The following is a 19,590-nucleotide window of genomic DNA, read 5'->3' on the forward strand; positions in this document are numbered from 1 at the left end:
TCGGCCGACGCCAGCTCCCTCACCGACCTTTAGCTAAGTCCAATGATCTCGCCATCTTCATCGATATCGATATGACGATAGGCCGGCAGGCTGCCAAGGCCCGGCATGGTCATGATGGGGCCCGCCAGTGCATAGACGAAACCGGCGCCGGCGCAGAGCTTCACCTCGTCGATGGGCACTTCGAAGTCGGTCGGTACCCCCTTGAGGGCGGGATCATGGCTGATGGAAAGCGGCGTCTTGGCCACGCAGACCGGCAAGTGATCCCACCCCTCGGCAGAGAGTTGTGCCAGCTGCTGGCGCGCTTTGTCCGACAGCTGTACCCCGCGGCCACCGTAGCCACACTCCACCAGAGTAGCCAGCTTGGCGTCGAGGCTCGCTTCGTCGGGATAGAGCAGTTTCGCCTTGCTAGGTTGCTCACAGGCGGCAACCACGGCGCGGGCCAGCTCGCTTGCGCCAGAGCCACCCAGAGTGAAGGCGTTGGAGATGGCGCTGCCACAGGCGCCGGCCTGCATCGCCTCACGGGCCAGCAACGCCAGTTCGGCCTCGCTGTCGGTGGGGAAGCGGTTGATGGCGACCACCACGGGCACGCCGTAACGACGGGCATTGGCGATGTGCCAGACGAGGTTGGCGCAACCCTGCTCAAGGGTCGGCAGATCCTCACGCAGTAGGTTTTCCGGCAGCGGCTGGCCCGGGCGAATGTCGAGCAGGCCGCTGTTGGCCTTGAGGCCGCGCACTGTGGCCACAAGCACTACGCAGGCGGGGGTCAGGCCGGATTGGCGGCTCTTGATGTTGAAGAACTTCTCCAGCCCCATGTCGGAGCCAAAACCCGCTTCGGTCACCACGTAATCGGTAAGACCAAGGGCCATGCGATCGGCGATCACCGAGGAGTTGCCGTGGGCGATATTGGCAAAGGGACCTGCGTGTACCAGCACCGGGGTCTGCTCTGTAGTCTGCATCAGGGTCGGCTGCAGCGCGTCTTTCAGCAGCACCGTCATGGCGCCCGCCACTTCCAGTTGCTCCGCTGTGATGGGCTTGCTGTGGATATCGCGGGCCAGCTGGATGCGACCGATGCGCTGGCGCAGGTCTTTCAGATCGCTTGCCAACGCCAGAATGGCCATCAGCTCGGAGGCGGCGGTGATGACGAAGCGATCGCTGCGCTCCACCCCGTCGGCGGCGCCACCCTGACCGATGGTGAGGTGGCGCAGGGCGCGATCGTTCATGTCGAGGGTGCGTGGCCAAAGAATGTTGTCTGCATCGATATCGAGTCGCGGCAGGCCGGTTTTGGCGCTGAACTGGTCGCCGAGTTTGCGCTCGTGGAACAGGCGGGCATCGAGGGCGGCTGCCGCCAGATTGTGGGCCGCCGTCAGAGCGTGAAAATCGCCGGTAAGGTGGAGGTTCATCTCCTCCATCGGCACCACCTGAGCGTGGCCGCCACCGGCAGCGCCCCCCTTGACCCCGAACACCGGGCCGAGGCTTGGCTGGCGGATGGTGGCGATACTGGGTTGACCGATATGGTTGAGTCCCATGGATAGGCCCAGCGTGGTCACCGTCTTGCCCTCGCCCAGCGGGGTGGGGGTGATGGCGCTCACCAGCACCAGCTTGCCGCTCTGTTCGGGCTGTGACTTGAGCAGGTCGAGGCTGAGTTTGCCTTTGTAGTGGCCATGGGGGCTGAGCAGGTCGGTCGGGATGGCGAGGCGCTTGGCCAGTTCATGAATGGGGAGGCGGGGGGAGTGGCGGGAGATCTCGATATCGCTTAGCATCAGCACCTCGTTGGCATGGCGGGCTTAATATGCGGCGCAGTCTAGTGGAATATAATGGGTAATCCAATGACGAAAACGATTTTATTTGGTGGTGGTGAGCGGATGCAGGAGCCTCTTCTGCTGGATCTCAACGCGCTCTATCATCCACCCAAACGGCCCCTGACTGCCCTTGGCATTGTCAGTGCGCTGGTGCCCCTGTTTGGTTTTGGCTGGCAGGCGATGACCGAGGATCCGCAAACCCAGCTGCGCCAGGAAATTGCCAAACGGGTCAACAATCGCCGCAGTGATGAGGCCAACCTCATCCTGATCCTGCAGCTGGCCGCCATGTTCGATTGCCCCGAGGTGACGGTAGCTCTTCCCTATGCGTTGAGCGAACAACAGCTTGCCACCATCCGCACCCGACTGCCGCGCTGGCAGCTGATCCCGGATGAGCTGCAACTGCGGGCACTCCTGTCCCCGGTAACGCCAGCCAAGGCTTAAGCTTCCCACTGCTGCGGGGCGAGATAGCGCTCCTGCACGAATTCGATAAAGCAGCGCACCTTGGCCGAGACGAAGCGGCGGTGCGGATAGACCGCATAGAGCCCCACCTCGCCCTTCTCCCACTCCGGCAGCAGGCTGACCAGCCTGCCATCCTGCAAGGCTTCTCCGACGATGAAGGTGGGCTGCAATATGATGCCCTGATCATCACAAGCGGCGCGGGTCAGCGCCACCCCGTTGTTGGCGCGCAGCGGCCCCTGTGGCCGGATGCTCTGTTGCTCGCTTTCCCGTTTGAAGTGCCACTCCGGCTGGGTCAGGGTGTAGACCAGACAGTCGTGTTGCTTGAGATCTTCGGGCTTCTCCGGCCACCCCTTGCGTGCCAGATAGCCGGGGCTGGCGCAAAGCTCGACCCGAATGGTGGCAAGCTGGCGCGCCACCAGCGAGGAGTCGCTGAGGTGGCCGATGCGCAGCGCCAGATCAAACCCCTCTTCCACCAGCGCAACCCGCCGGTCGCTGTACTCGATATCGAGCTTGAGATCGGGGAAGCGCTCGCGAAACAGCGGCAGGGCGGGGGAGAGGTGGAGGTAGCCAAAATCCATCGGCACCGAGAGCTTGAGGGTGCCGTTGGGCTGCTGGTTGTGGTGGGTCAGCTGGCTGTGGGTCTCTTCCAGTTCCGCCAGCAGGGCGAGGGAGCGCTGGTAGTAGAACTGGCCCGCTTCGGTGGGGTTGACCTGACGGGTGGTGCGCGACAGCAGCCGGGTGGCGAGCGACTCCTCCAGCTGCTGCATCAGTTTGGAGGTCATGGCCACCGAGATGCCAAGCTGGTTGGCGGCCTTGGTAAAGCTCTGGCACTCCACCACCTTGATGAAGGTGCGCATGGCGGCGATCTGATCCATTTTCCATCCTCAGTAAATAATGAATTTAATGAATCACTGATTATTCATTCTGACGACGAGGTTAGCATGTCAGCCAACGATGTGAACCCCAAGATGAAGGAACGAACGGATGAAAATGAGCAAAGCCCTGCTGGCCTCCTGCCTCTTTATGGCTGCCCCCCTGATGGCGGCGGAGTACGATGTCGACCCGGCGCACACCACAGTGCAGTTCAAGGTGGGCCACCTTGGCTTCTCCGAGCTGGTGGGTCGTTTCAACACCTTCAGCGGCACTTTCAGCATGGATGATGCCAATCCGGCTGCCGCCAAGGCGAGCTTCGAGGTGGATGCTGCCAGCGTGGACTCCAACCATGAGCCCCGTGACAAGCACCTGCGCAGCCCCGATTTTCTCGACGTGAAGCAGTATCCGAAGATGACTTTCGTCAGCTCTGCTTACGAAGGAACCAAGGATAAAGGCGTACTGAAAGGCACCCTGACCCTGCACGGCGTCTCCAAAGAGGTGGCCTTCAATCTGGTGAAGGTTGGTGAAGGCAAGGATCCCTGGGGTGGCTACCGCAGCGGCTTCAACGCCACCACCACCATCAAGCGCAGCGATTTTGGCGTGAACTACATGGTGCCGAACATCCCGGACGAGATGAGCATCAATCTGTTTGTTGAAGGTGTGCGCAAGTAATGGGCGCTTCACTTCTGCTGCAAACCCTGGCGGCTCCTCTGGGAGCCGCTTTGCTGTCGTGGCGCTGGCCACGGCTGGGCTATCTCTGGGGCGCGCTGGCGATCTGGCTGGTGGGATCCTTGCTGGGCGGAGCCTATGGTCTGCCGGTCAAGGCGTGGCAGTGGCTGCCGCTCGCGCTGCTGGTGCCGGCCATCGCGGTGCAGGTGAGCGATCTGCGTGGTTCGCTGCTGCTCTTTGCCGTGGTCGGCGCCCTGATCTGGTGGCAGGGGCTGGCCTCGGTGCTGACAAGCGAGCCGATGATCTGGCTGGCGCTGTTGCCCGCCATCCTCTGGTTTGGCTGGGTGGGCCTGCGTGGTGACAGCCGCGAGGGGCTTGGTTTTGCCCTTGGTTTCATCTGGCTGGCGCTGGTGATCGGTATCGATGGCAGCCTGTTGATTGCCCAGCTGGCCGGTGCCTTGGCCGCCTTCGCCGGTTTTCGGGCACTGCTTGCCACGTTTGCCGGGGTCAATGTGGCGCCTGCCGGTCTGGCGCTGGCGCTCGCCTTCGTCCAGATGCTCGCCTGGCAATATGTGGAGGTTCCGCTGGTGGTTCTGCTGCCGGTCTGGTTGCTGCCGCTGCTGGAGTGGTTATTGCGCGGCAAGGGAGCACCTCTGCGCTGGGGCGCTCTGATCCTGTTGGCCGGGGTGGGGAGCGGACTCAGTCAGTGGCATGTCTGGCCTGCCGCTTCTTTGTACTGATTTTCGCATGAAAAACAGCCAATTACGGTCATTTTTGCATACCTGCTCATACTCTTGAGATATAAAGATTGAGCCCTCCTATGTGTTTAAGATAAAAAGGATTTTCACTTATCTGGACACACACAGAACCCGGCTGCGCCGGGTTCTGTTTGCTTGCTTTGCAGCACACATTTTGGGGCAAATTAAGGAGGCCACAGTTGCGCAGTCAAGGATCTGAGCATCTGTTTTTTCGCCATTTCACCGGGCAGGGCCGTATCGAAGGTCTCTGCATTCTGCTGGTTACCCACCTGCTTCCTGATCGTCCCCGTTTTATCGAGGCTCTCAGCCAGATTGGCCGTATCGGCGCCATCCTGCCCAAACCCAAATCGGTACACGGCCCGACCCTGGAGTGGGTCTCCCGCCACTATCCGGTCGTACCACTCAATCGCCAGTGGACCAACTGTCCGCAGGGCGTCATCGAGCAGATCGCGCCGCTGGTGGCCCCCCATGAGAGGCTGTTGATCCTCGATATCGGTGGCTACTTTGCCACGACTCAGGTGACCCTGAGCGAATACTTTGGCCCCCGTCTGCTCGGGGTGGTGGAGATGACCGAAAACGGCCATCAACGCTACGAGCAGGAGGTGCTGGCTACCCCGGTGGTCTCGGTTGCGCGCAGCCCCCTGAAACAGGCCGAAGATATCCAGATCGGTCTGAGCGTGGTCTACTCCGCCGAGTCGCTGGCCCGCAATCTCAACCGCACCTTCAACGTCTGCGAGGCGGCGCTGTTTGGCTATGGCAAGGTGGGGCGCAGCATCGCACGCGATCTGCGCTGTCGCAACCTTCACCTCGGGCTGGTGGAGACCGACGTTTTGCGTCAGGTGGAGGCGCTCTCCCACGGTTTTCGTCTCATCAGCAAGGCGGAGGCCCTGAGCCGCGCCGAACTGGTGATCTGCTCCACCGGCAACGGTTCACTCGATCTGGCGGATCTGCAACTGCTGCGCCCCGGCACCATGGTCGCCTCGGTCACCTCCGCCGACGACGAGTTCGCCTTCTCGCTGGCCCAGCTCCCCTGGCCGACGGAGGAGGTGTGCCCCCATGTGCTGGCCCTCAACAGGCCCGATGGCACCCAGATCTATCTGCTCAACCGGGGCGAGGCGGTCAATTTCGTCCACGGCGCCGTCATCGGCGAGTATGTCTATCTGGTGCTGGCTGAGATCATGGAGGGGATCCGCATGCTGGCCGCCGGCCCGCTGGCGCCCGGCCTGTTCGAGCTGCCGGAGTCCAGCATGCGCACCATCGCCCGTTACTGGCTGGCCGACTTCCACGGGGTCGAGCAGTGAGCTACCCTGCTCCCTTTCGATGCCCTTGATGGAGAACCGCATGAGCGACATGACCCTTTCCCCAGTTAAACCGCGGATCGAGATCCGTTACTGCACCCTTTGCCGCTGGATGCTGCGCGCCACATGGCTGGCGCAGGAGCTGCTCTCCACCTTCGACAGCGAGCTGGGCGAGGTGGCGCTGGTGCCCGCCAGCAAGGGGGAGTTCCGCATTCTGGTGGACGGTGTGCTGGTGTGGGATCGGGTGGTCGACGAGGGCTTCCCCGAGGCCAAGGAGATCAAGCAGCGGGTGCGCGATGTCATTGCACCCGAGCGGGATCTGGGTCACTCGGATCGCAAACCTGCTGCCGAGTAAGAGCGGATTGCCGGACAAGATGAGAGAGGGAGGCGCTGGCCTCCCTCTCTTTTTCCTTTGTGGCCTCTCAGCCTCGGCTATTCGCCGGTTTCAGTGCTTGCGAGGGGGCCGATATAGCGTGCCTGTTTGTGGGGCTTGATGCGGCTCACATCGACCCACACCAGGCCATCGATGCAGTGGTTGAAGTCGGGGTCGATGCCAAAGTCCATGAACTGGACGCCGCCCGGTTCGCACAGCTCGGAGTACTGCTTGTAGAGGGTTGGGATGGCGCAACCCAGATTGCCGAGACGCTCCTTGAGCTCCTTGAGGTCGGCGCCGTAGTCGAGACCGGTAAACAGCGCTGGCGTGGCGGGATAGGGGCGGCGAGAGGGGGCGAGCGCCAGCTCGGGAGCAAAGTGCTGGCGGTAGAAGCTCACCAGCAGATCCTTGGCCTGTGGTGGCAGGCTGCCGGAGAGTGACACCGGGCCAAACAGGTAGCGGTAGCGAGGATAACGGGCCAGATAGGCACCGATGCCGAACCAGAGATAATCGAGCCCCCGTTTACCCCAGTAGGCGGGTTGGATAAAGCTGCGGCCAAGCTCGATGGCAAGCTCCAGCCGCGGCAGCAGCTTCTCTTCAAAGCCGAACAGGGTGTGGCTGTAGAGGCCGCCAAGCCCCTTGCTTGCCAGCAACTCGGCCACCGGCGCGAAACGGTAGGCGCCGATGATGTCGAGCCGGGCAGGATCCCAGAGTATGAGGTGGTGGTAGTCATCATCGAAGGGGTCGAGATCCCGCCTTTTGCCCGAACCTTCCCCCACCGCGCGAAAGGCGATCTCCCGCAGCCGACCCAGTTCGCGCAGGATCACCGAGTGGCTCGCCTCGTGGCGGCGGTAGAGGTAGATCCCCTGTCCATCCGGGGTGGTGCCGAGCAGCTCGCAGCTTTCGATGGCCTGTTTGAGCTGGCGACGCTCCTCCGGCAGGGCGATGGGGGCTTCGGTCTGCAGCCGTCCCGGCTTGCCGCGGCCAATCCGGTAGAGGTGGCTGCGCACCAGTTTTGCCGCGCTCTTGGCCGGCAGCTCCTGAAAACCGGTGATCGGGATGCGCGCCCCTATGGTGAGCGGCAGGGTCTGCCCCTGCTGGCGAAACAGCTGGCGCACCAGCAGCAGGGCTGAGGCGGGTTTGTTGAGCCAGGAGGCGAGATAGAAGGCGGCGCTGTTGCTCCCTCCCACGTGGATGGGCACCAGCGGGGTGGCGGTGCGTTTGGCCAGCTTGATAAAACCGCCCTGCCAGGGGCCATCCTTGATTCCGCCGGGGCCGAGGCGCGACACTTCGCCGGCGGGGAAGATCACCAGTGCCCCCTCCCTGGCAAGATGCTCCCCCATGGCCAGAATGGCCTGCCGGTCGGTCTTGCCCTCCATGTTGTCCACCGGCAGCAGCAGGGGGCGCAGTGGCGTCAGTTGCGCCAGCAGCTGATTGGCCACTATCTTGACGTCCGGCCGGATGCGACCGAGCAGGCGCAGCAATGCCAGCCCGTCGATGGAGCCGATGGGGTGATTGGCAACGATAATGACCCGGCCACTGGCGGGAATGTGCTCAAGCTGTGCCTCGTTCACCCGGCAATCTACCGCCAGCTCCGCCAGCACCTGCTCGACAAAGTCGAGGCCGCGCAGGTGAGGATGGCGCTTGGCAAAGTCGTTAAAGGCTGGTTCGTTGAGCAGCCAGCCAAGGGCTTGTTTGCCGAGGCTGGCCAGCCGGGGATGGCCATTGAGGCGCGGGAAGTGCTGGGCAAACAGGGTATCGATAGTGAACATCTGGGGGCTCCGGCGATCCTTTGCCCCCAGCATGGCGGGTTACTGTTCCCGGCAGATGTCGATGGGATGACAGTTTGATGGCAAAGAGGGGAGCCGGTTAAGCGGCTCCCCTCTTGGGTGTCACTGTGGTGACGATGGCCGGTTTAGCCGCGCCAGGCTGCGGTGAGGCGCACCAGCTCGACCAGGGTGGCGACCGATCTCTCCATGGATTGCAGCGGGATGAACTCGTGCTTGCCGTGGAAGTTGTGGCCACCGGTGAAGAGGTTGGGGCAGGGCAGGCCCATAAAGGAGAGGCGGGCACCATCGGTACCGCCGCGAATGGGCTTGATTTTCGGCACCACGTCGGCGGCCTCCATGGCGGCCTTGGCCAGCTCGATGATATGCATGTGCGGCTCGATCTGGCTGCGCATATTGCGATAGCTGTCGGTCAGGGTCAGCTCGATGCGGGCCTTGGGATACTCGGCCTGCAGGGCGGCCACCCGGTTCTGCATCAAGGCTTTGCGTGCGGCGAAGTGCTCGTCGTCGAAGTCACGGATGATGTAGTGGAGGGTGCTCTCCTCCACGGTGCCGCTCATCTGGGCCAGATGGAAGAAGCCCTCATACCCTTCGGTGCACTCTGGGGTCTCGTCGGCTGGCATGGCGGCGTGGAAGCGGGCGGCCAGGGTCTGGCTGTTGATCATGCTCCCCTTGGCGGTGCCGGGGTGGACGTTGTTGCCGACGAAGCGGATGTTGGCGCTGGCGGCGTTGAAGTTCTCGAACTCCAGCTCGCCCAGCTCACCACCATCGACGGTGTAGGCCCACTTGGCGGGGAATCGGTCGAGCGGGAACAGGTTGGCGCCACGGCCAATCTCTTCGTCCGGGGTAAAGCCGACCCAGATATCGCCGCGCGGGATTTCGGGGTGTGCCTGCAGATGGTCGATGGCGCTGAGGATTTCGGCGATACCCGCCTTGTCGTCGGCGCCCAGCAGGGTGGTGCCGTCGGTGGTGATAAGGTCCTGCCCCAAATAGTTTTTCAGGAAGCGGTAGTCACGGATGGCGAGCACCTCGTCACCCTTGCCAAGACAGATATCGCCGCCCTGATAGTTCTCGATGATCTGCGGCACCACGTGCTCCGCTTCATAATCGGCAGTGTCCATGTGGGCGATAAGGCCGATGGCGGGAGCATCCGGCTGGTTGCCCGGCAGGCAGCCGGTGAGGTAGCCGTGCTCATCCAGAGTGACCTGGGTCAGCCCCAGCGCTTCCATCTCTTCTTGAAGGGCGCGGGCGAAGATCAGTTGTCCCTCGCTGCTCGGGCAGGCGGGATTGGTCTCGTCAGAGCGGGTATGAAAAGTCACGTAACGCAAAAAACGCTCAAGCAGGGTATCCATTAATCAGCCTCCGGTTGTGAACGTTCATTTTGCGTCAATCCAGCCCCACCACTCATTGCGTCAGCGCAGGTTTTTCCCATTTTTTGCCTTGGTCCTACCAGCGGGCAGAAGCACAGCCGCTGCCGGTTTATTGCGCATAAAAGTCGCCACTTCGGGGATTTTTAATCATGGTCGGCAACGGGGTGTTTGGCCTGCAAGTCCCGCATCACAAGGGCTGCCTCTTTGGAGGGGGAAAAGCGACTCTTTTCATCGCGCATAACGGGGTGGGGCGATCATGCGCTATCCCAGCCCCCGCCTGCCCGCCAGCAAGATTTGAGTGGCTTATTAAAAGCGGATTTTGAGCACTATTTTTTATTGTCACCGCCCGCGGTAAGTGTGTACACTCCGCGCCGATCCGAAGGTAACCCTGAAGCAGGCAGAGCCGCCAGAAACCGGAAGGATCATACGCCTATAGGGCGAGGCACGCAGAAACGACAGACACTGCTGGGGAATGGTTTCTTTAATACCGGTTAGGCTCCGGTATCAGGGAGAACAACAGACACTCATCTTTCTTTTGACCGAGTGGGCCAACGGCTCATCATCTTCCCTTGTCATGGGCGGTCACTGGATATGAGCTGGGCTGTGGTTGTTGTCGTCTATCAACACGCATGCGTGCTGGCGCCTTCGCTTCTCTTCCTTGGAACCCTCTCCTGCTGTCGTGATGGCTGCCGAATGATGAACGGACGACGTGGCTGATGTCGTTTGTCATCAAAGTACCGCGGCGCAACGTAAAGTAGCACCGCATACCGTTGAGCTTGATGTAAAGCCACCAGCCCCACATCAAGACTCGTTACTTCCCAAGATCCACCAGGCAGCCTCTGGCTTGCCGCGATGTGCAAAGCGCAACACTGCTTTGCACAAGATGGTCTGGATGTGATTGAGGGTAACGAAGGCGACTTCCCGTCGCTCATTTGCGAGGCATAGCCCATGACTAACTGGTCCAGCAAGGACTCCTTGAAGGTCTACAACGTTCCCTACTGGGGTGCGGGTTTTTTCAATATCAATGACGCCGGTCATGTGACCGTTGCTCCCGACAAGTCACGCCCTGACGCACAGATCGTGCTTTCTGACGCCATCGAACAGTTGCGCCAGTCCGGGCTGACCACCCCCGTGCTGCTGCGCTTCCCCGACATCCTCAAGAGCCGGGTCGATGCGCTGTTCAATGCCTTCGGTCAGGCCATCGAAAAGTCAGGCTATGAAGGGGACTACCTCTGCGTTTACCCGATCAAGGTAAACCAGCAGCGTCGAGTCATCGAGACCATCAGCCAGTCCTACAGCGACAAGCCCCGGCTTGGCCTGGAAGCTGGTTCCAAACCGGAACTGCTGGCCGTGCTTTCCCATCACCATGAGCAAGGCTCGGTGATCGTCTGCAACGGTTACAAAGACCGCGAATATATCCGCCACGCTCTGCTCGGCAACCTGATGGGCCACAAGGTCTACATCGTGGTAGAGAAGCCCTCCGAGCTGGAGATGGTGCTGGACGAGTCAGCTCGTCTCAACATCAAGCCCAATATCGGCGTGCGCGCCAAGCTCGCCTCCACCGGCTCCGGCATGTGGGAATCGAGCGGCGGCTCCATGTCCAAATTCGGTCTGTCAGCCTCCCAGATCCTGGCGCTGATTGAGCGTCTGCGCAGTGTCGGCAAGCTGGATTGCCTGCAACTGCTGCACTTCCATCTGGGTTCCCAGATCGCCAACATCCGCGACATTCAGGGCGGTATCCGCGAGTGCGGCCGTTTCTACGCCGAACTGCGTCGCCTCGGTGCCAACATCGAAGTCGTTGACGTCGGTGGCGGCCTGGGTGTGGACTACGAGGGAACCCGTTCCCAGAGCCACTGCTCCGCCAACTACAGCCTCTCCGAGTACGCCAACAACGTGGTATGGGGTATCGGCGATGTCTGCCGCGAGTTCGACCTGCCGCACCCGACCATCATCAGCGAGTCTGGCCGTGCCCTGACCGCTCACCACGCCGTACTGGTCACCAACATCATTGGTGCCGAAGGGGTGGAGATGAACGACATCAGCGCGCCGGGCGAAGATGCGCCGACCATTCTGCAGAACATGTGGAAAGGGTGGCAGGATCTGAGCGGTGAAGATCCCTCCCTGCTGGAGATCTTCCACGACTCGGTTGCCGATCTGGCTGACGTCAACACCCAGTACACCATGGGGCTGCTCAACCTCGAACAGCGTGCCTGGGCCGAGATGCTGCATCAGAACACCTGTCTGGCGCTCAAAGAGCTGCTCAATCCGGTCAACCGCAACCACCGTGCGCTGGCTGACGAACTGAGTGAAAAGCTGGCTGACAAGTGCTTTGCCAACTTCTCCCTGTTCCAGTCCCTGCCGGATGCCTGGGGTATCGGTCAGGTATTCCCGGTGATGCCGCTCTCCGGTCTCGAGCGTCCGCTCAGCCGTCGCGGCATCCTGATGGATATCACCTGTGACTCCGACGGTCAGGTCGAGCACTACGTCGACGGTCTGGGGGTCGAGAGCACCCTGCCGATGCCGGTTTACGGCGAGAACGAAGAGTGCCACGTCGGCTTCTTCCTGGTGGGTGCCTATCAGGAGATCCTGGGCGACCTGCACAACCTGTTCGGTGACACCCACTGCGCGGAAGTGTGGCTGGACGAAGAGGGCAAGATGGACATTCGCAACGTGGTGCGCGGCGATACCGTCGACCAGCTGCTGCGTTACGTCAACATCGACCCGTCCGTTATCCGTGAGAACTATCAGCGGATCGCTTCCCACCCGGCGCTGGACGACGCAACCCGCAAAGCCCTGCTCGACGAGCTGGAGCTGGGTCTGCAAGGCTACGCCTATCTGGAAGACGAATAAGCCTTTTGGCTTGCCCCTCGCTTTGGCGGGGAGATGAAAAAACGGCGCCTGCGGGCGCCGTTTTTGTTGTGGAACGCCCGCAATGCTGTCGCGGGGCTTTCCCCATCTTCATTCGGATAGCAATGGGCCACTCCGGGCCGTACAGGCCACAGATCCGGCAGATATCTGCGGTTGTCAGCCGCTTCTCTTGATCTGCATCAAGTGTGATCCGCGGCGGTTACTTTACGGTCAGAAGTGATGTTGTGGAGATGTAACAAAAGGATGTGAATATGGAACTGGAAAGGGATCCGAGATGCTATACCGACGTCTGCATCAATGGTAAGTGGTATCACTACGACCACTGCAGCACCAATGTCTACATGTTGATGGGGGGCGCGGCCCCTTGTCTGCAGCTTGCTTATGAGCCGAGCAGCGAAGAGGAGCTGATCGAGATGCTCCGCCAGCTGGCCTGTTGTTAAACCAGTGGCCATCGCGTCTGTTGCCGCGATGGCCACTCCTTCTTTAACGATTAATGGCCCGAGTTGCGGCCAAACACTCTCTTGCCCATTTCCATCAGTGCGACGGCAAAGGCGTAGCTGCTGTCTGATTTGCCTATTTCATCGGCCACGTAGAGAAAGTTGGAGCGGTACTTCTCCACCGCCTCTTGCGGACTACGGGCATCGATAAAATCCTCCTCGACTTCAAATCCTTGGGCCAGCAGCGCCTCTTTTTCTGGCAGAAAGGTGGGGGAGGCCATGTCGATAAAGGTGTAGTGCTGCCGGTTGGAGTCCGGCATGGTGAAAAACTGGTACTTCGCCATCTGCGATACCTCGCCTGAACGGGTTTGTCGTGATGTGACCTTCCGCGGGTTGAACTGCTTTTCCACTTTCTTGCCGGTATCTTGTTCTTGTGCAGGAAAGAGGTAGCGTTCGACTCTTTTTATTGCATCCGAGCTTACTCTGGCTGCACTCTCGCAAGCAACATAGGCGGCGGTTTTTTCGTCACATTATTCGGGTTTAACTGGGGAGATGCAGAGCATTAAAAAACCAGCCCGACGGGGGCTGGTTTTAACTTATGGCTGACTCGAACGGGCTGGTTTAGAGGATGAAGCTCTGTACCATGCTGCGCAGCTGCTCGGTAAGCTGGTGGATCTGGCGAGCGGCATCGCGCGCGTCGTTGGCGACCTGCAGCGCCTCGTCACTGCCATCGGAGATGCGCACCACATTGCGCTCGATCTCGTTGACCACAGCGCCCTGCTGTTCGATGGCGCTGGCGATGATGGCATTGGTATCGACCATCCGATCCACCTTCTCGGTGATGGCGCCGAAAGCGTGCTGGGCCTCCTGGGCCAGACCGACCCCCTCCTGCGCTTCGCGGCTGGCGGCAGACATGGCATTGACCGAGGCGCGGGCGCCGGATTGCAGCTGTTCAATCATCTGCTGGATCTCGACAGTGGCCCCCTGGGTGCGACTGGCCAGCGAGCGCACTTCATCGGCTACCACGGCGAAGCCGCGTCCCTGTTCACCCGCTCGGGCTGCCTCGATGGCGGCGTTGAGTGCCAGCAGGTTGGTCTGCTCGGCGATACCGCGGATCACGCTGATGACGCCGCCAATCTGGCTGCACTGCTGCTCCAGTTGACCAATGCTCTCGGCGGTGCGCAGTACTTCGCGGTTGATATGGTCGATCGCCTTGATGGTGCGATCGACCACGGCCTCGCCCTGACCCACCACCTGCTGGGCTTCCTGAGTCATGCGGGCAGCCTGCAGGGCGTTGCCTGCCATGTCTTGTGAAGTCGCAGCCAGCTCCTTGATGGCGGTGGCCACCTGATGGGTCTCCCCTTGCTGGGCGGCGATCACCTCCTGCGAGCGGCAGGTGCGATCCTCAATCTCGGTGGCGCTCTCCACCACGGTGACGCCGTTTTCCCGTACCCGCCTCATCAGGGTGCGCAGGGTTTCCAGGGTGATGTTGTAATCCCGGCTGATGGCGGCCAGCTCATCCTGACCGACAATCTCGATATGCTGGCTGAGATCCTGGGCGTTGACCCGGGCGGCGATCTCCCGTACCCGGCCCACCGTGTCACGCAGGGAGAGATAGGCGCCGATCATCAGGTAGATGTAAAGCAGCAGGATGGCGGTCAGTGGCGCCGTGACCCACCAGAAGTGGCGCTGGTTGGCTGCCATGCGTTGATGCAGGTCGGCTTCCAGCCGCTGGCGCACCTGGCCTGCCAGCTTGGTGATGGTGTTGTCGAGCCCATCTCCCAGCGCTAGCACCTCCTTGGTTGAGAGCTGTACCAGCTGATCCTTCATCATCTTGTTTTCCATGGTATCGACCCCCTGACGCACCTGTTGCAGCAGGGCATCGGTCTGCTGACCCAGCTCGGCGCGATAGGCGGGTTCAATCTGGTAGAGCAGGGTCAGATCGGCTTCCAGCTCCTGCAGGGTGGCGTTGATGAGGTCGAGGCGAAAGCGCAGGCCGCTGTACCCTTCCGCCTGAAACAGGCCGAAGTCGGCAATAGTGGCGGCGCGATCCCGCACCTGAGCCAGCAGGTCGCGCAGTTGTGGCAGCCGTTCGCTGGTGAGGATCACCATGTAATAGGTGCCGAGCGCCGGATCCTGGATCAGGCTGCTGGCGGCGGTGATGTTCTTGTAGAGGTGGCGCACTTCGGTCAGTAGCTTGTCGTGGCGCAGATTGCTCTGATCAACCTCCAGCTTGCTCCCTTCGCTCTGCAGGGCAGCCCACCCCTGTTTGAGGGCGTCGAAAGCGGGATTATCCTGACGGGTATCGGCAAAGGCGCGCAGGCTATCGTCCACGGCTTGGGCGGCGGCTTTAACCTTATCCTCTCCCACCGGGTTCTGTTCGTAGGCGTGTTGGGTGACCAGATTGCGGTGGGTCAGCAGCGCCTGCTCGATGGCGGGCACCGAGGTCAGATTGATGACGCCGGCCAGCTCCTTGCGGGCCTGTTCGTTGTCATCCTGCAGCCGTCCCAGCAGATTGGCCATGCTGTAGGCCAGCGGCAGCAGCATCAGACAGGACCAGAGCAGAAATTTGTATTTGAAGGAGAGCTGGTTGCCCAGCCTGATAGCCGGGTTGAAAATCCATTTCATATGAGGCCTCGATACCCGATAGGACGGGTGCATGCGGTTATGTCTGAATATTACTCCTCGCTGCAGTACTTCGGTCAGGGAGAGGGGGAAGTTGTGATCCCCTTGGCTTTTTGTTCTGTTGCCAGCGCAATAGCAATGAAAACGGGCCACCCGAAGGTGACCCGTCTGTTGGCTGTCTGGTTATCTGGCTACTCAGTTGAACGCCAGGAAAGGCGAGACACAGAGCAGCAGGCCGGTGACGATGATGATGTAGAGGGAAGTGCCCTTGTACTTGTGCAGCGCCGGTACCTGATAGACCAGATAGGCCGGGATGAGGCAACCCACCATGCCGAAGATGGGGCTGCAGATGGAGGTGAAGCTCAGCACCGGGGCGTTGAGCACGATGGCACCCCAGGAGAGCATGACGGTGAACACCATGATCCCTTTGCCCACCAATCCCTTGTTGATGCGGTTTTCCGGCAGCACCCGGCGCAGCAGGTTCATTGCCAGCCCCTGACAGGCTTCACGGAAACCGAGGTACACGCCGAAGTAGGCGGTCATTACCGCAAAGATGTTGAGGGTCAGGCTCAGGAGCTTGAGGGTCTGGCCGGGCATCCCCTGCGCCACCATGGCCAGTGCAGAGATGTTCTCCTCGGAGGCTTTGACCGCCTGATCGTGACCCATGGCCAGGGTGAAGGAGACTGCGTAGAAGAACACCACCACAAACAGGATGCCGAAGGCGATATTCATGGCGCGCATCGCCTTGAAGCGGGCCACTTCCAGCGACTTCTCCCGCGAGCGGTAGGAGATCACCATTGGGCTCAGGCTCTGGATAAAGAGGATGGAGGTGAGGGTGAAGGGGAGCATGATGATGGCATCCTTCATCCAGTCACCGGCGGCAGGCATGGCGGTGATGTTGGCCGCATCCCATTTGTCCACCATCATCAGGCCGAGCACGGCCACCACGCTGATCTTGGTCAGCACCATAAAGGTGGAAATCTTGAACAGCAGGTTTTCGCCGCGCGAGGCCAGCGCCACCAGACCGCAAATAAGCACCAGACCGTAGAGGGGATTTTCCGAGAGCAGGCCGTCGGTGACGCCGAAGCTCTGCAGGAAGGAGGCGCTGTCGTTGGTGATGGCGGTGGAGTAGACAAAGACCCAGATCACCAGCATCACGAAGTAGAGGGCGCCGAGCAGCACACCCCAGTTCTTGCCAAGGTAGCCGGTGATGACGCTGGGGTAATCCTTGCATTCGGGTGAGGTGGCCAGGGTATTGATAAAGAGGCGCTGGAACATATACATGGCCGGATAGCCTATTACTGCCGAGAGCAGAAAGACCCACAAGCCCATCAGCCCCACCTGCACCGGCAGGAAGACGATCCCGGCGCCGATGGCCATGCCGATGCTCATGATGATCCAGCCCCAGTCGGTGCTGTCGAAGCGAACCGCCTCTTTCCATTCCAGGGTGCCCATCATGGGGCCGTTGAGTGTGGTGCTATGCGCGTCCATTAGAACCTTCTTGTCGTTGTAAGGGTAAGAGCGGGCACAAATATAGTTGAATGAATGCGTTGCAAACAATGCGTCCGCGCTCTCTTTTATTCAAATCGGGAGGGTGATCACGGTTTACTATGAGACCTAAAGATGCCTTTTTACGCCATTTTTCTATCTTTTTGTTGAATGGATAAACTAAAAAGCAAATAATGTTGAGCGAAAGCAGAGCTATAAATGCAAAAATAATTGCAATTACGGAGTGGGTAATATGAAAAAAATCATCACTGCGGCCTCGGCTCCCGACGCCATCGGACCTTACAGCCATGGCACTGCCTATGGCGACCTCATCTTTACCTCCGGCCAGCTGCCGGTGTGCAAACAGCAGGGCGGCGTGGTTGCCGGCGGTATTGAGGCACAGAGTCGTCAGGCACTCGAAAATCTGAAAGCGGTGCTGGAGGCGGGCGGCGGCTCGCTGGAGACAGTCCTCAAGACTACCTGCTATCTCGCCGAGATCAGCGATTTTGCCGCGTTTAACGAGGTTTACAAAGCCTATTTCCAGAAAGATTGTCCGGCGCGCAGCTGCTTCGCGGTGAAGGATCTGCCGATGGGCGTCAAGGTTGAAGTGGAAGCGATCGCCCATATCGCTCGGTAACGGATAGAGAAAGGTTCAATCAATGAAACAAGCGTGGCAGCAGTATCTGCAGATTATTCAACAGGTTGTCAAACCGGCGCTGGGCTGTACCGAGCCTATCGCCGCCGCTTATGCCGCCGCAGTTGCCGCCCGGCAACTGGGCTGCGCACCGCGTCGTATCGAGGTGGCGGTGTCGGATAATCTCTACAAGAACTCGATGGGTGTCTATGTGCCGGGTACCGGCAAGATTGGTCTGGCGATCGCAGCCGCAGCCGGCGCCCTCGGTGGCAATGCCGATGGCGGACTGGAGGTGCTGGCCGCCATCACCGCAGATCAGGTGGCCCGTGCCCAGGCCCTGATCGATGCAGGTGGCGTGCTGGTCAGCCGCACTGCTGCCCCCGAGTTTATCTTCTGCCGCGTGACTGTTTATGGCTCTGATGAAAATGGTGAAGAGCACAGCGCCGAAGTGACCCTGTGCGGTGGCCATACCCGCATCGTCGAGCAGCGTCGCGATGGCGAGGTGACCTTCACCGCCGATCAGAGCCAGGGCGGTGCCACCGGTTCCATCTGCGATGGCGTGGATATCAGCATCGCTGCCATCTATGAGTTCGCTACCCAGGTGGAGTTCGAGCAGATCCGGTTCATCCTCAAGGCCTCCGAACTCAACGGCAAGCTCTCCGCCGAGGGGATGAACAACCCCTATGGTCTCGAGATCGGTCGTACCATGCAGCAGAACATCGATGCCGGTCTTATCGGCGAGGATGTGATGAACCGCATCGTGATGATGACGGCGGCTGCCTCCGATGCCCGTATGGGGGGCGCCACCTTGCCTGCCATGAGCAACTTTGGCAGCGGTAACCAGGGCATCGCGGCCACCATTCCGGTGATGGTGATTGCCGAGCGCTATGGTGCCAGTGAAGAGCAGCTGGCTCGCGCCCTCATCATGAGCCATCTGGGCGCCATCTATATCAAGTCCCACTATCCGCCGCTGTCGGCCTTCTGCGGCAATACCGTGACCAGCGCGGCAGCTGCCATGGCCTTGGTCTATCTCGCTGGCGGCAGCTTCGAGCAATCCTGCTTCGCTATCCAGAACGTGCTGAGCGACAGTGCCGGCATGGTGTGTGACGGAGCCAAAGCCTCCTGCGCCATGAAGGTGAGCACCTCCTCCGGCGCGGCGGTACGTGGCTTCCTGATGGCGCTCAACAGCCACTCGGTGTCGGGGCAGGGGATCGTTTCCGACAACGTGGATCAGACCATTCGCAACGTGGGTCAGATGGTGAAGGACGGCATGTCTGCCACAGACAGCACCATTATTGATATCATGTCCGCCTGAGTGTCCCTGTCGGCTGCTGCCCGGCGTCCATCGCCCGGCAGCAGCCCTTGCAAGAAGGTCCGAATGTGAAGCTGCAAGAGTTGAGTCAGAACGATTTCCAGATCCTCAAATCGATGGAGATCATCGTGGATGGCATCGCCGCCATGTATGGTCAGCACACCGAGGTACTGCTCCACAGTCTGGATGTGCGCAACCCCTCGATCATCAAGATTGCCAACGGTCATATCACCGGCCGCAGCGTCGGCGCCCCCATCACCAACCTGGCGATGATCAAGCTCAAGAGCGGGCAGGATATCTCCAACCCCTACATGACCAAGTGTGCCACCGGCAAGACCCTGCGTTCGCTCACCACCGTCATTCGCAACGGGGAGCACAAGGCAATCGGACTGCTCTGTATCAACACCGATATGGATGCCCCGCTGCAATCCGTGTTGCGTGCCATGATGCCCGAGTGCATGCATGCCAGCGAGAACCACGCTACCCCCGAGGTGTTTGCCCGCAACATCGACGAAGCGCTCAACAGCACCATAGATACTGTCAGCGCCGAGGTGCGCGGTAACGAAGCCGTACCCCCTTCCCAGAAGACCCGGGTTATCGTTAACCAGTTGCACGACATGGGGATCTTCGAGCTTAAAGACAGTGCCCAGATCGCAGCGCGCCAGCTCGGCATCTCGGTTCACTCCATCTACCGCTACCTGCGGGAGATCAAGAAGGGATAGGTGCATGACACCTGCCTCCCCAAATTCTGCACAAGCGACAACTGCCAGAGTCACAGGCCGTAACGCTGGCTGTGCGTTACCCTGCATGGGCAATGAAAGCCGTTACCGCACCACTCTG

17 protein-coding genes are annotated in these 19,590 nt (G+C 60.5%); 10 read left to right on the plus strand and 7 right to left on the minus strand.

What is annotated here, in order from left to right:
* Nucleotides 1-29: 29 nt before the first annotated feature.
* Nucleotides 30-1,760, minus strand: a complete 1,731-nt coding sequence (locus BS300_RS04075; protein WP_071910949.1) for a formate--tetrahydrofolate ligase — start codon at nucleotides 1,758-1,760, stop codon at nucleotides 30-32.
* Nucleotides 1,761-1,826: 66 nt separating this feature from the next.
* On the opposite strand from BS300_RS04075, the gene BS300_RS04080 reads away from it, so the two are divergent.
* Nucleotides 1,827-2,240, plus strand: a complete 414-nt coding sequence (locus BS300_RS04080) for a hypothetical protein (protein ID WP_071910951.1) — start codon at nucleotides 1,827-1,829, stop codon at nucleotides 2,238-2,240.
* Here the strand turns inward: BS300_RS04080 and BS300_RS04085 are convergent.
* Nucleotides 2,237-3,133, minus strand: coding sequence for a LysR family transcriptional regulator (locus tag BS300_RS04085; RefSeq protein ID WP_071910953.1), 897 nt, complete (start codon nucleotides 3,131-3,133; stop codon nucleotides 2,237-2,239). The two genes, BS300_RS04080 and BS300_RS04085, sit on opposite strands and share 4 nt — an antisense overlap.
* A 109-nt stretch (nucleotides 3,134-3,242) precedes the next feature.
* Here BS300_RS04085 and BS300_RS04090 point away from each other — a divergent pair, with 109 nt between their 5' ends.
* The 4 genes from BS300_RS04090 to BS300_RS04105 all read left to right on the plus strand — a co-directional run bounded on the left by BS300_RS04090 (nucleotide 3,243) and on the right by BS300_RS04105 (nucleotide 6,211).
* Nucleotides 3,243-3,803 carry a YceI family protein gene (locus tag BS300_RS04090; protein ID WP_041208710.1) on the plus strand — a complete coding sequence of 187 codons (561 nt, stop codon included), beginning with the start codon at nucleotides 3,243-3,245 and terminating at the stop codon, nucleotides 3,801-3,803.
* Nucleotides 3,803-4,540 carry a hypothetical protein gene (locus tag BS300_RS04095; protein ID WP_071910955.1) on the plus strand — a complete coding sequence of 246 codons (738 nt, stop codon included), beginning with the start codon at nucleotides 3,803-3,805 and terminating at the stop codon, nucleotides 4,538-4,540. Before BS300_RS04090 ends, BS300_RS04095 begins: the two co-directional genes overlap by 1 nt.
* A gap of 197 nt (nucleotides 4,541-4,737) precedes the next feature.
* Entirely contained in the window at nucleotides 4,738-5,859 is a 1,122-nt protein-coding gene (locus BS300_RS04100) for an adenosylhomocysteinase (protein WP_071910957.1), read from the plus strand.
* 40 nt (nucleotides 5,860-5,899) lie between these two features.
* Nucleotides 5,900-6,211 carry a SelT/SelW/SelH family protein gene (locus BS300_RS04105; protein WP_071910959.1) on the plus strand — a complete coding sequence of 104 codons (312 nt, stop codon included), beginning with the start codon at nucleotides 5,900-5,902 and terminating at the stop codon, nucleotides 6,209-6,211.
* Nucleotides 6,212-6,288: 77 nt separating this feature from the next.
* Here BS300_RS04105 and BS300_RS04110 read toward each other — a convergent pair whose 3' ends face one another.
* Both BS300_RS04110 and pepT read right to left on the minus strand, forming a co-directional pair.
* Entirely contained in the window at nucleotides 6,289-8,001 is a 1,713-nt protein-coding gene (locus BS300_RS04110) for a GNAT family N-acyltransferase (RefSeq protein ID WP_071910961.1), read from the minus strand.
* A gap of 143 nt (nucleotides 8,002-8,144) precedes the next feature.
* On the minus strand, nucleotides 8,145-9,368 hold the full coding sequence (gene pepT, locus BS300_RS04115; protein ID WP_071910963.1) for a peptidase T: 1,224 nt from the start codon (nucleotides 9,366-9,368) through the stop codon (nucleotides 8,145-8,147).
* Nucleotides 9,369-10,334: 966 nt separating this feature from the next.
* Between pepT and speA the strand changes: the two genes are divergently transcribed.
* Together speA and BS300_RS04130 are read left to right on the plus strand one after the other, a co-directional pair.
* Nucleotides 10,335-12,236: a biosynthetic arginine decarboxylase gene (speA, locus tag BS300_RS04125; RefSeq protein WP_043851250.1), complete on the plus strand. Its 1,902-nt coding sequence runs from the start codon at nucleotides 10,335-10,337 to the stop codon at nucleotides 12,234-12,236.
* Nucleotides 12,237-12,505: 269 nt separating this feature from the next.
* A complete protein-coding gene (locus BS300_RS04130) occupies nucleotides 12,506-12,694 on the plus strand; it encodes a hypothetical protein (protein WP_033115019.1) in 189 nt (62 codons plus the stop codon).
* A gap of 50 nt (nucleotides 12,695-12,744) precedes the next feature.
* Here the strand turns inward: BS300_RS04130 and BS300_RS04135 are convergent, their stop codons facing one another.
* From BS300_RS04135 to BS300_RS04145, 3 genes are all read right to left on the minus strand, one after another.
* Entirely contained in the window at nucleotides 12,745-13,035 is a 291-nt protein-coding gene (locus BS300_RS04135) for a hypothetical protein (RefSeq protein WP_071910965.1), read from the minus strand.
* Between the two features lie 277 nt (nucleotides 13,036-13,312).
* A complete protein-coding gene (locus BS300_RS04140; RefSeq protein ID WP_071910967.1) occupies nucleotides 13,313-15,319 on the minus strand; it encodes a methyl-accepting chemotaxis protein in 2,007 nt (668 codons plus the stop codon).
* Between the two features lie 192 nt (nucleotides 15,320-15,511).
* On the minus strand, nucleotides 15,512-16,807 hold the full coding sequence (locus tag BS300_RS04145; protein ID WP_042031340.1) for an amino acid permease: 1,296 nt from the start codon (nucleotides 16,805-16,807) through the stop codon (nucleotides 15,512-15,514).
* Between the two features lie 250 nt (nucleotides 16,808-17,057).
* Between BS300_RS04145 and BS300_RS04150 the strand changes: the two genes are divergently transcribed.
* The 3 genes from BS300_RS04150 (at nucleotide 17,058) to BS300_RS04160 (ending at nucleotide 19,472) form a co-directional block, all read left to right on the plus strand.
* Nucleotides 17,058-17,441 carry a Rid family detoxifying hydrolase gene (locus tag BS300_RS04150; protein WP_033115021.1) on the plus strand — a complete coding sequence of 128 codons (384 nt, stop codon included), beginning with the start codon at nucleotides 17,058-17,060 and terminating at the stop codon, nucleotides 17,439-17,441.
* Between the two features lie 22 nt (nucleotides 17,442-17,463).
* On the plus strand, nucleotides 17,464-18,753 hold the full coding sequence (locus BS300_RS04155) for an L-serine ammonia-lyase, iron-sulfur-dependent, subunit alpha (protein ID WP_071910970.1): 1,290 nt from the start codon (nucleotides 17,464-17,466) through the stop codon (nucleotides 18,751-18,753).
* 65 nt (nucleotides 18,754-18,818) lie between these two features.
* Complete coding sequence (locus BS300_RS04160) at nucleotides 18,819-19,472, plus strand: PAS domain-containing protein (protein ID WP_033115023.1); 654 nt, start codon at nucleotides 18,819-18,821, stop codon at nucleotides 19,470-19,472.
* The last annotated feature ends 118 nt before the right edge of the window (nucleotides 19,473-19,590 follow it).

Source organism: Aeromonas sp. SCS5 (assembly GCF_001887375.1).
GTDB lineage: Bacteria > Pseudomonadota > Gammaproteobacteria > Enterobacterales > Aeromonadaceae > Aeromonas > Aeromonas jandaei.

What these genes read in the sequence shown, in the direction of transcription:
- BS300_RS04110 (WP_071910961.1), bottom strand. Translation starts at nt 8,001, where the DNA reads ATGTTCACTATCGATACCCTGTTTGCCCAGCACTTCCCGCGCCTCAAT.
- BS300_RS04140 (WP_071910967.1), bottom strand. Translation starts at nt 15,319, where the DNA reads ATGAAATGGATTTTCAACCCGGCTATCAGGCTGGGCAACCAGCTCTCC.
- BS300_RS04075 (WP_071910949.1), bottom strand. Translation starts at nt 1,760, where the DNA reads ATGCTAAGCGATATCGAGATCTCCCGCCACTCCCCCCGCCTCCCCATT.
- BS300_RS04080 (WP_071910951.1), top strand. Translation starts at nt 1,827, where the DNA reads ATGACGAAAACGATTTTATTTGGTGGTGGTGAGCGGATGCAGGAGCCT.
- speA (WP_043851250.1), top strand. Translation starts at nt 10,335, where the DNA reads ATGACTAACTGGTCCAGCAAGGACTCCTTGAAGGTCTACAACGTTCCC.
- BS300_RS04105 (WP_071910959.1), top strand. Translation starts at nt 5,900, where the DNA reads ATGAGCGACATGACCCTTTCCCCAGTTAAACCGCGGATCGAGATCCGT.
- BS300_RS04150 (WP_033115021.1), top strand. Translation starts at nt 17,058, where the DNA reads ATGAAAAAAATCATCACTGCGGCCTCGGCTCCCGACGCCATCGGACCT.
- BS300_RS04135 (WP_071910965.1), bottom strand. Translation starts at nt 13,035, where the DNA reads ATGGCGAAGTACCAGTTTTTCACCATGCCGGACTCCAACCGGCAGCAC.
- BS300_RS04155 (WP_071910970.1), top strand. Translation starts at nt 17,464, where the DNA reads ATGAAACAAGCGTGGCAGCAGTATCTGCAGATTATTCAACAGGTTGTC.
- BS300_RS04095 (WP_071910955.1), top strand. Translation starts at nt 3,803, where the DNA reads ATGGGCGCTTCACTTCTGCTGCAAACCCTGGCGGCTCCTCTGGGAGCC.
- BS300_RS04145 (WP_042031340.1), bottom strand. Translation starts at nt 16,807, where the DNA reads ATGGACGCGCATAGCACCACACTCAACGGCCCCATGATGGGCACCCTG.
- pepT (WP_071910963.1), bottom strand. Translation starts at nt 9,368, where the DNA reads ATGGATACCCTGCTTGAGCGTTTTTTGCGTTACGTGACTTTTCATACC.
- BS300_RS04130 (WP_033115019.1), top strand. Translation starts at nt 12,506, where the DNA reads ATGGAACTGGAAAGGGATCCGAGATGCTATACCGACGTCTGCATCAAT.
- BS300_RS04085 (WP_071910953.1), bottom strand. Translation starts at nt 3,133, where the DNA reads ATGGATCAGATCGCCGCCATGCGCACCTTCATCAAGGTGGTGGAGTGC.
- BS300_RS04090 (WP_041208710.1), top strand. Translation starts at nt 3,243, where the DNA reads ATGAAAATGAGCAAAGCCCTGCTGGCCTCCTGCCTCTTTATGGCTGCC.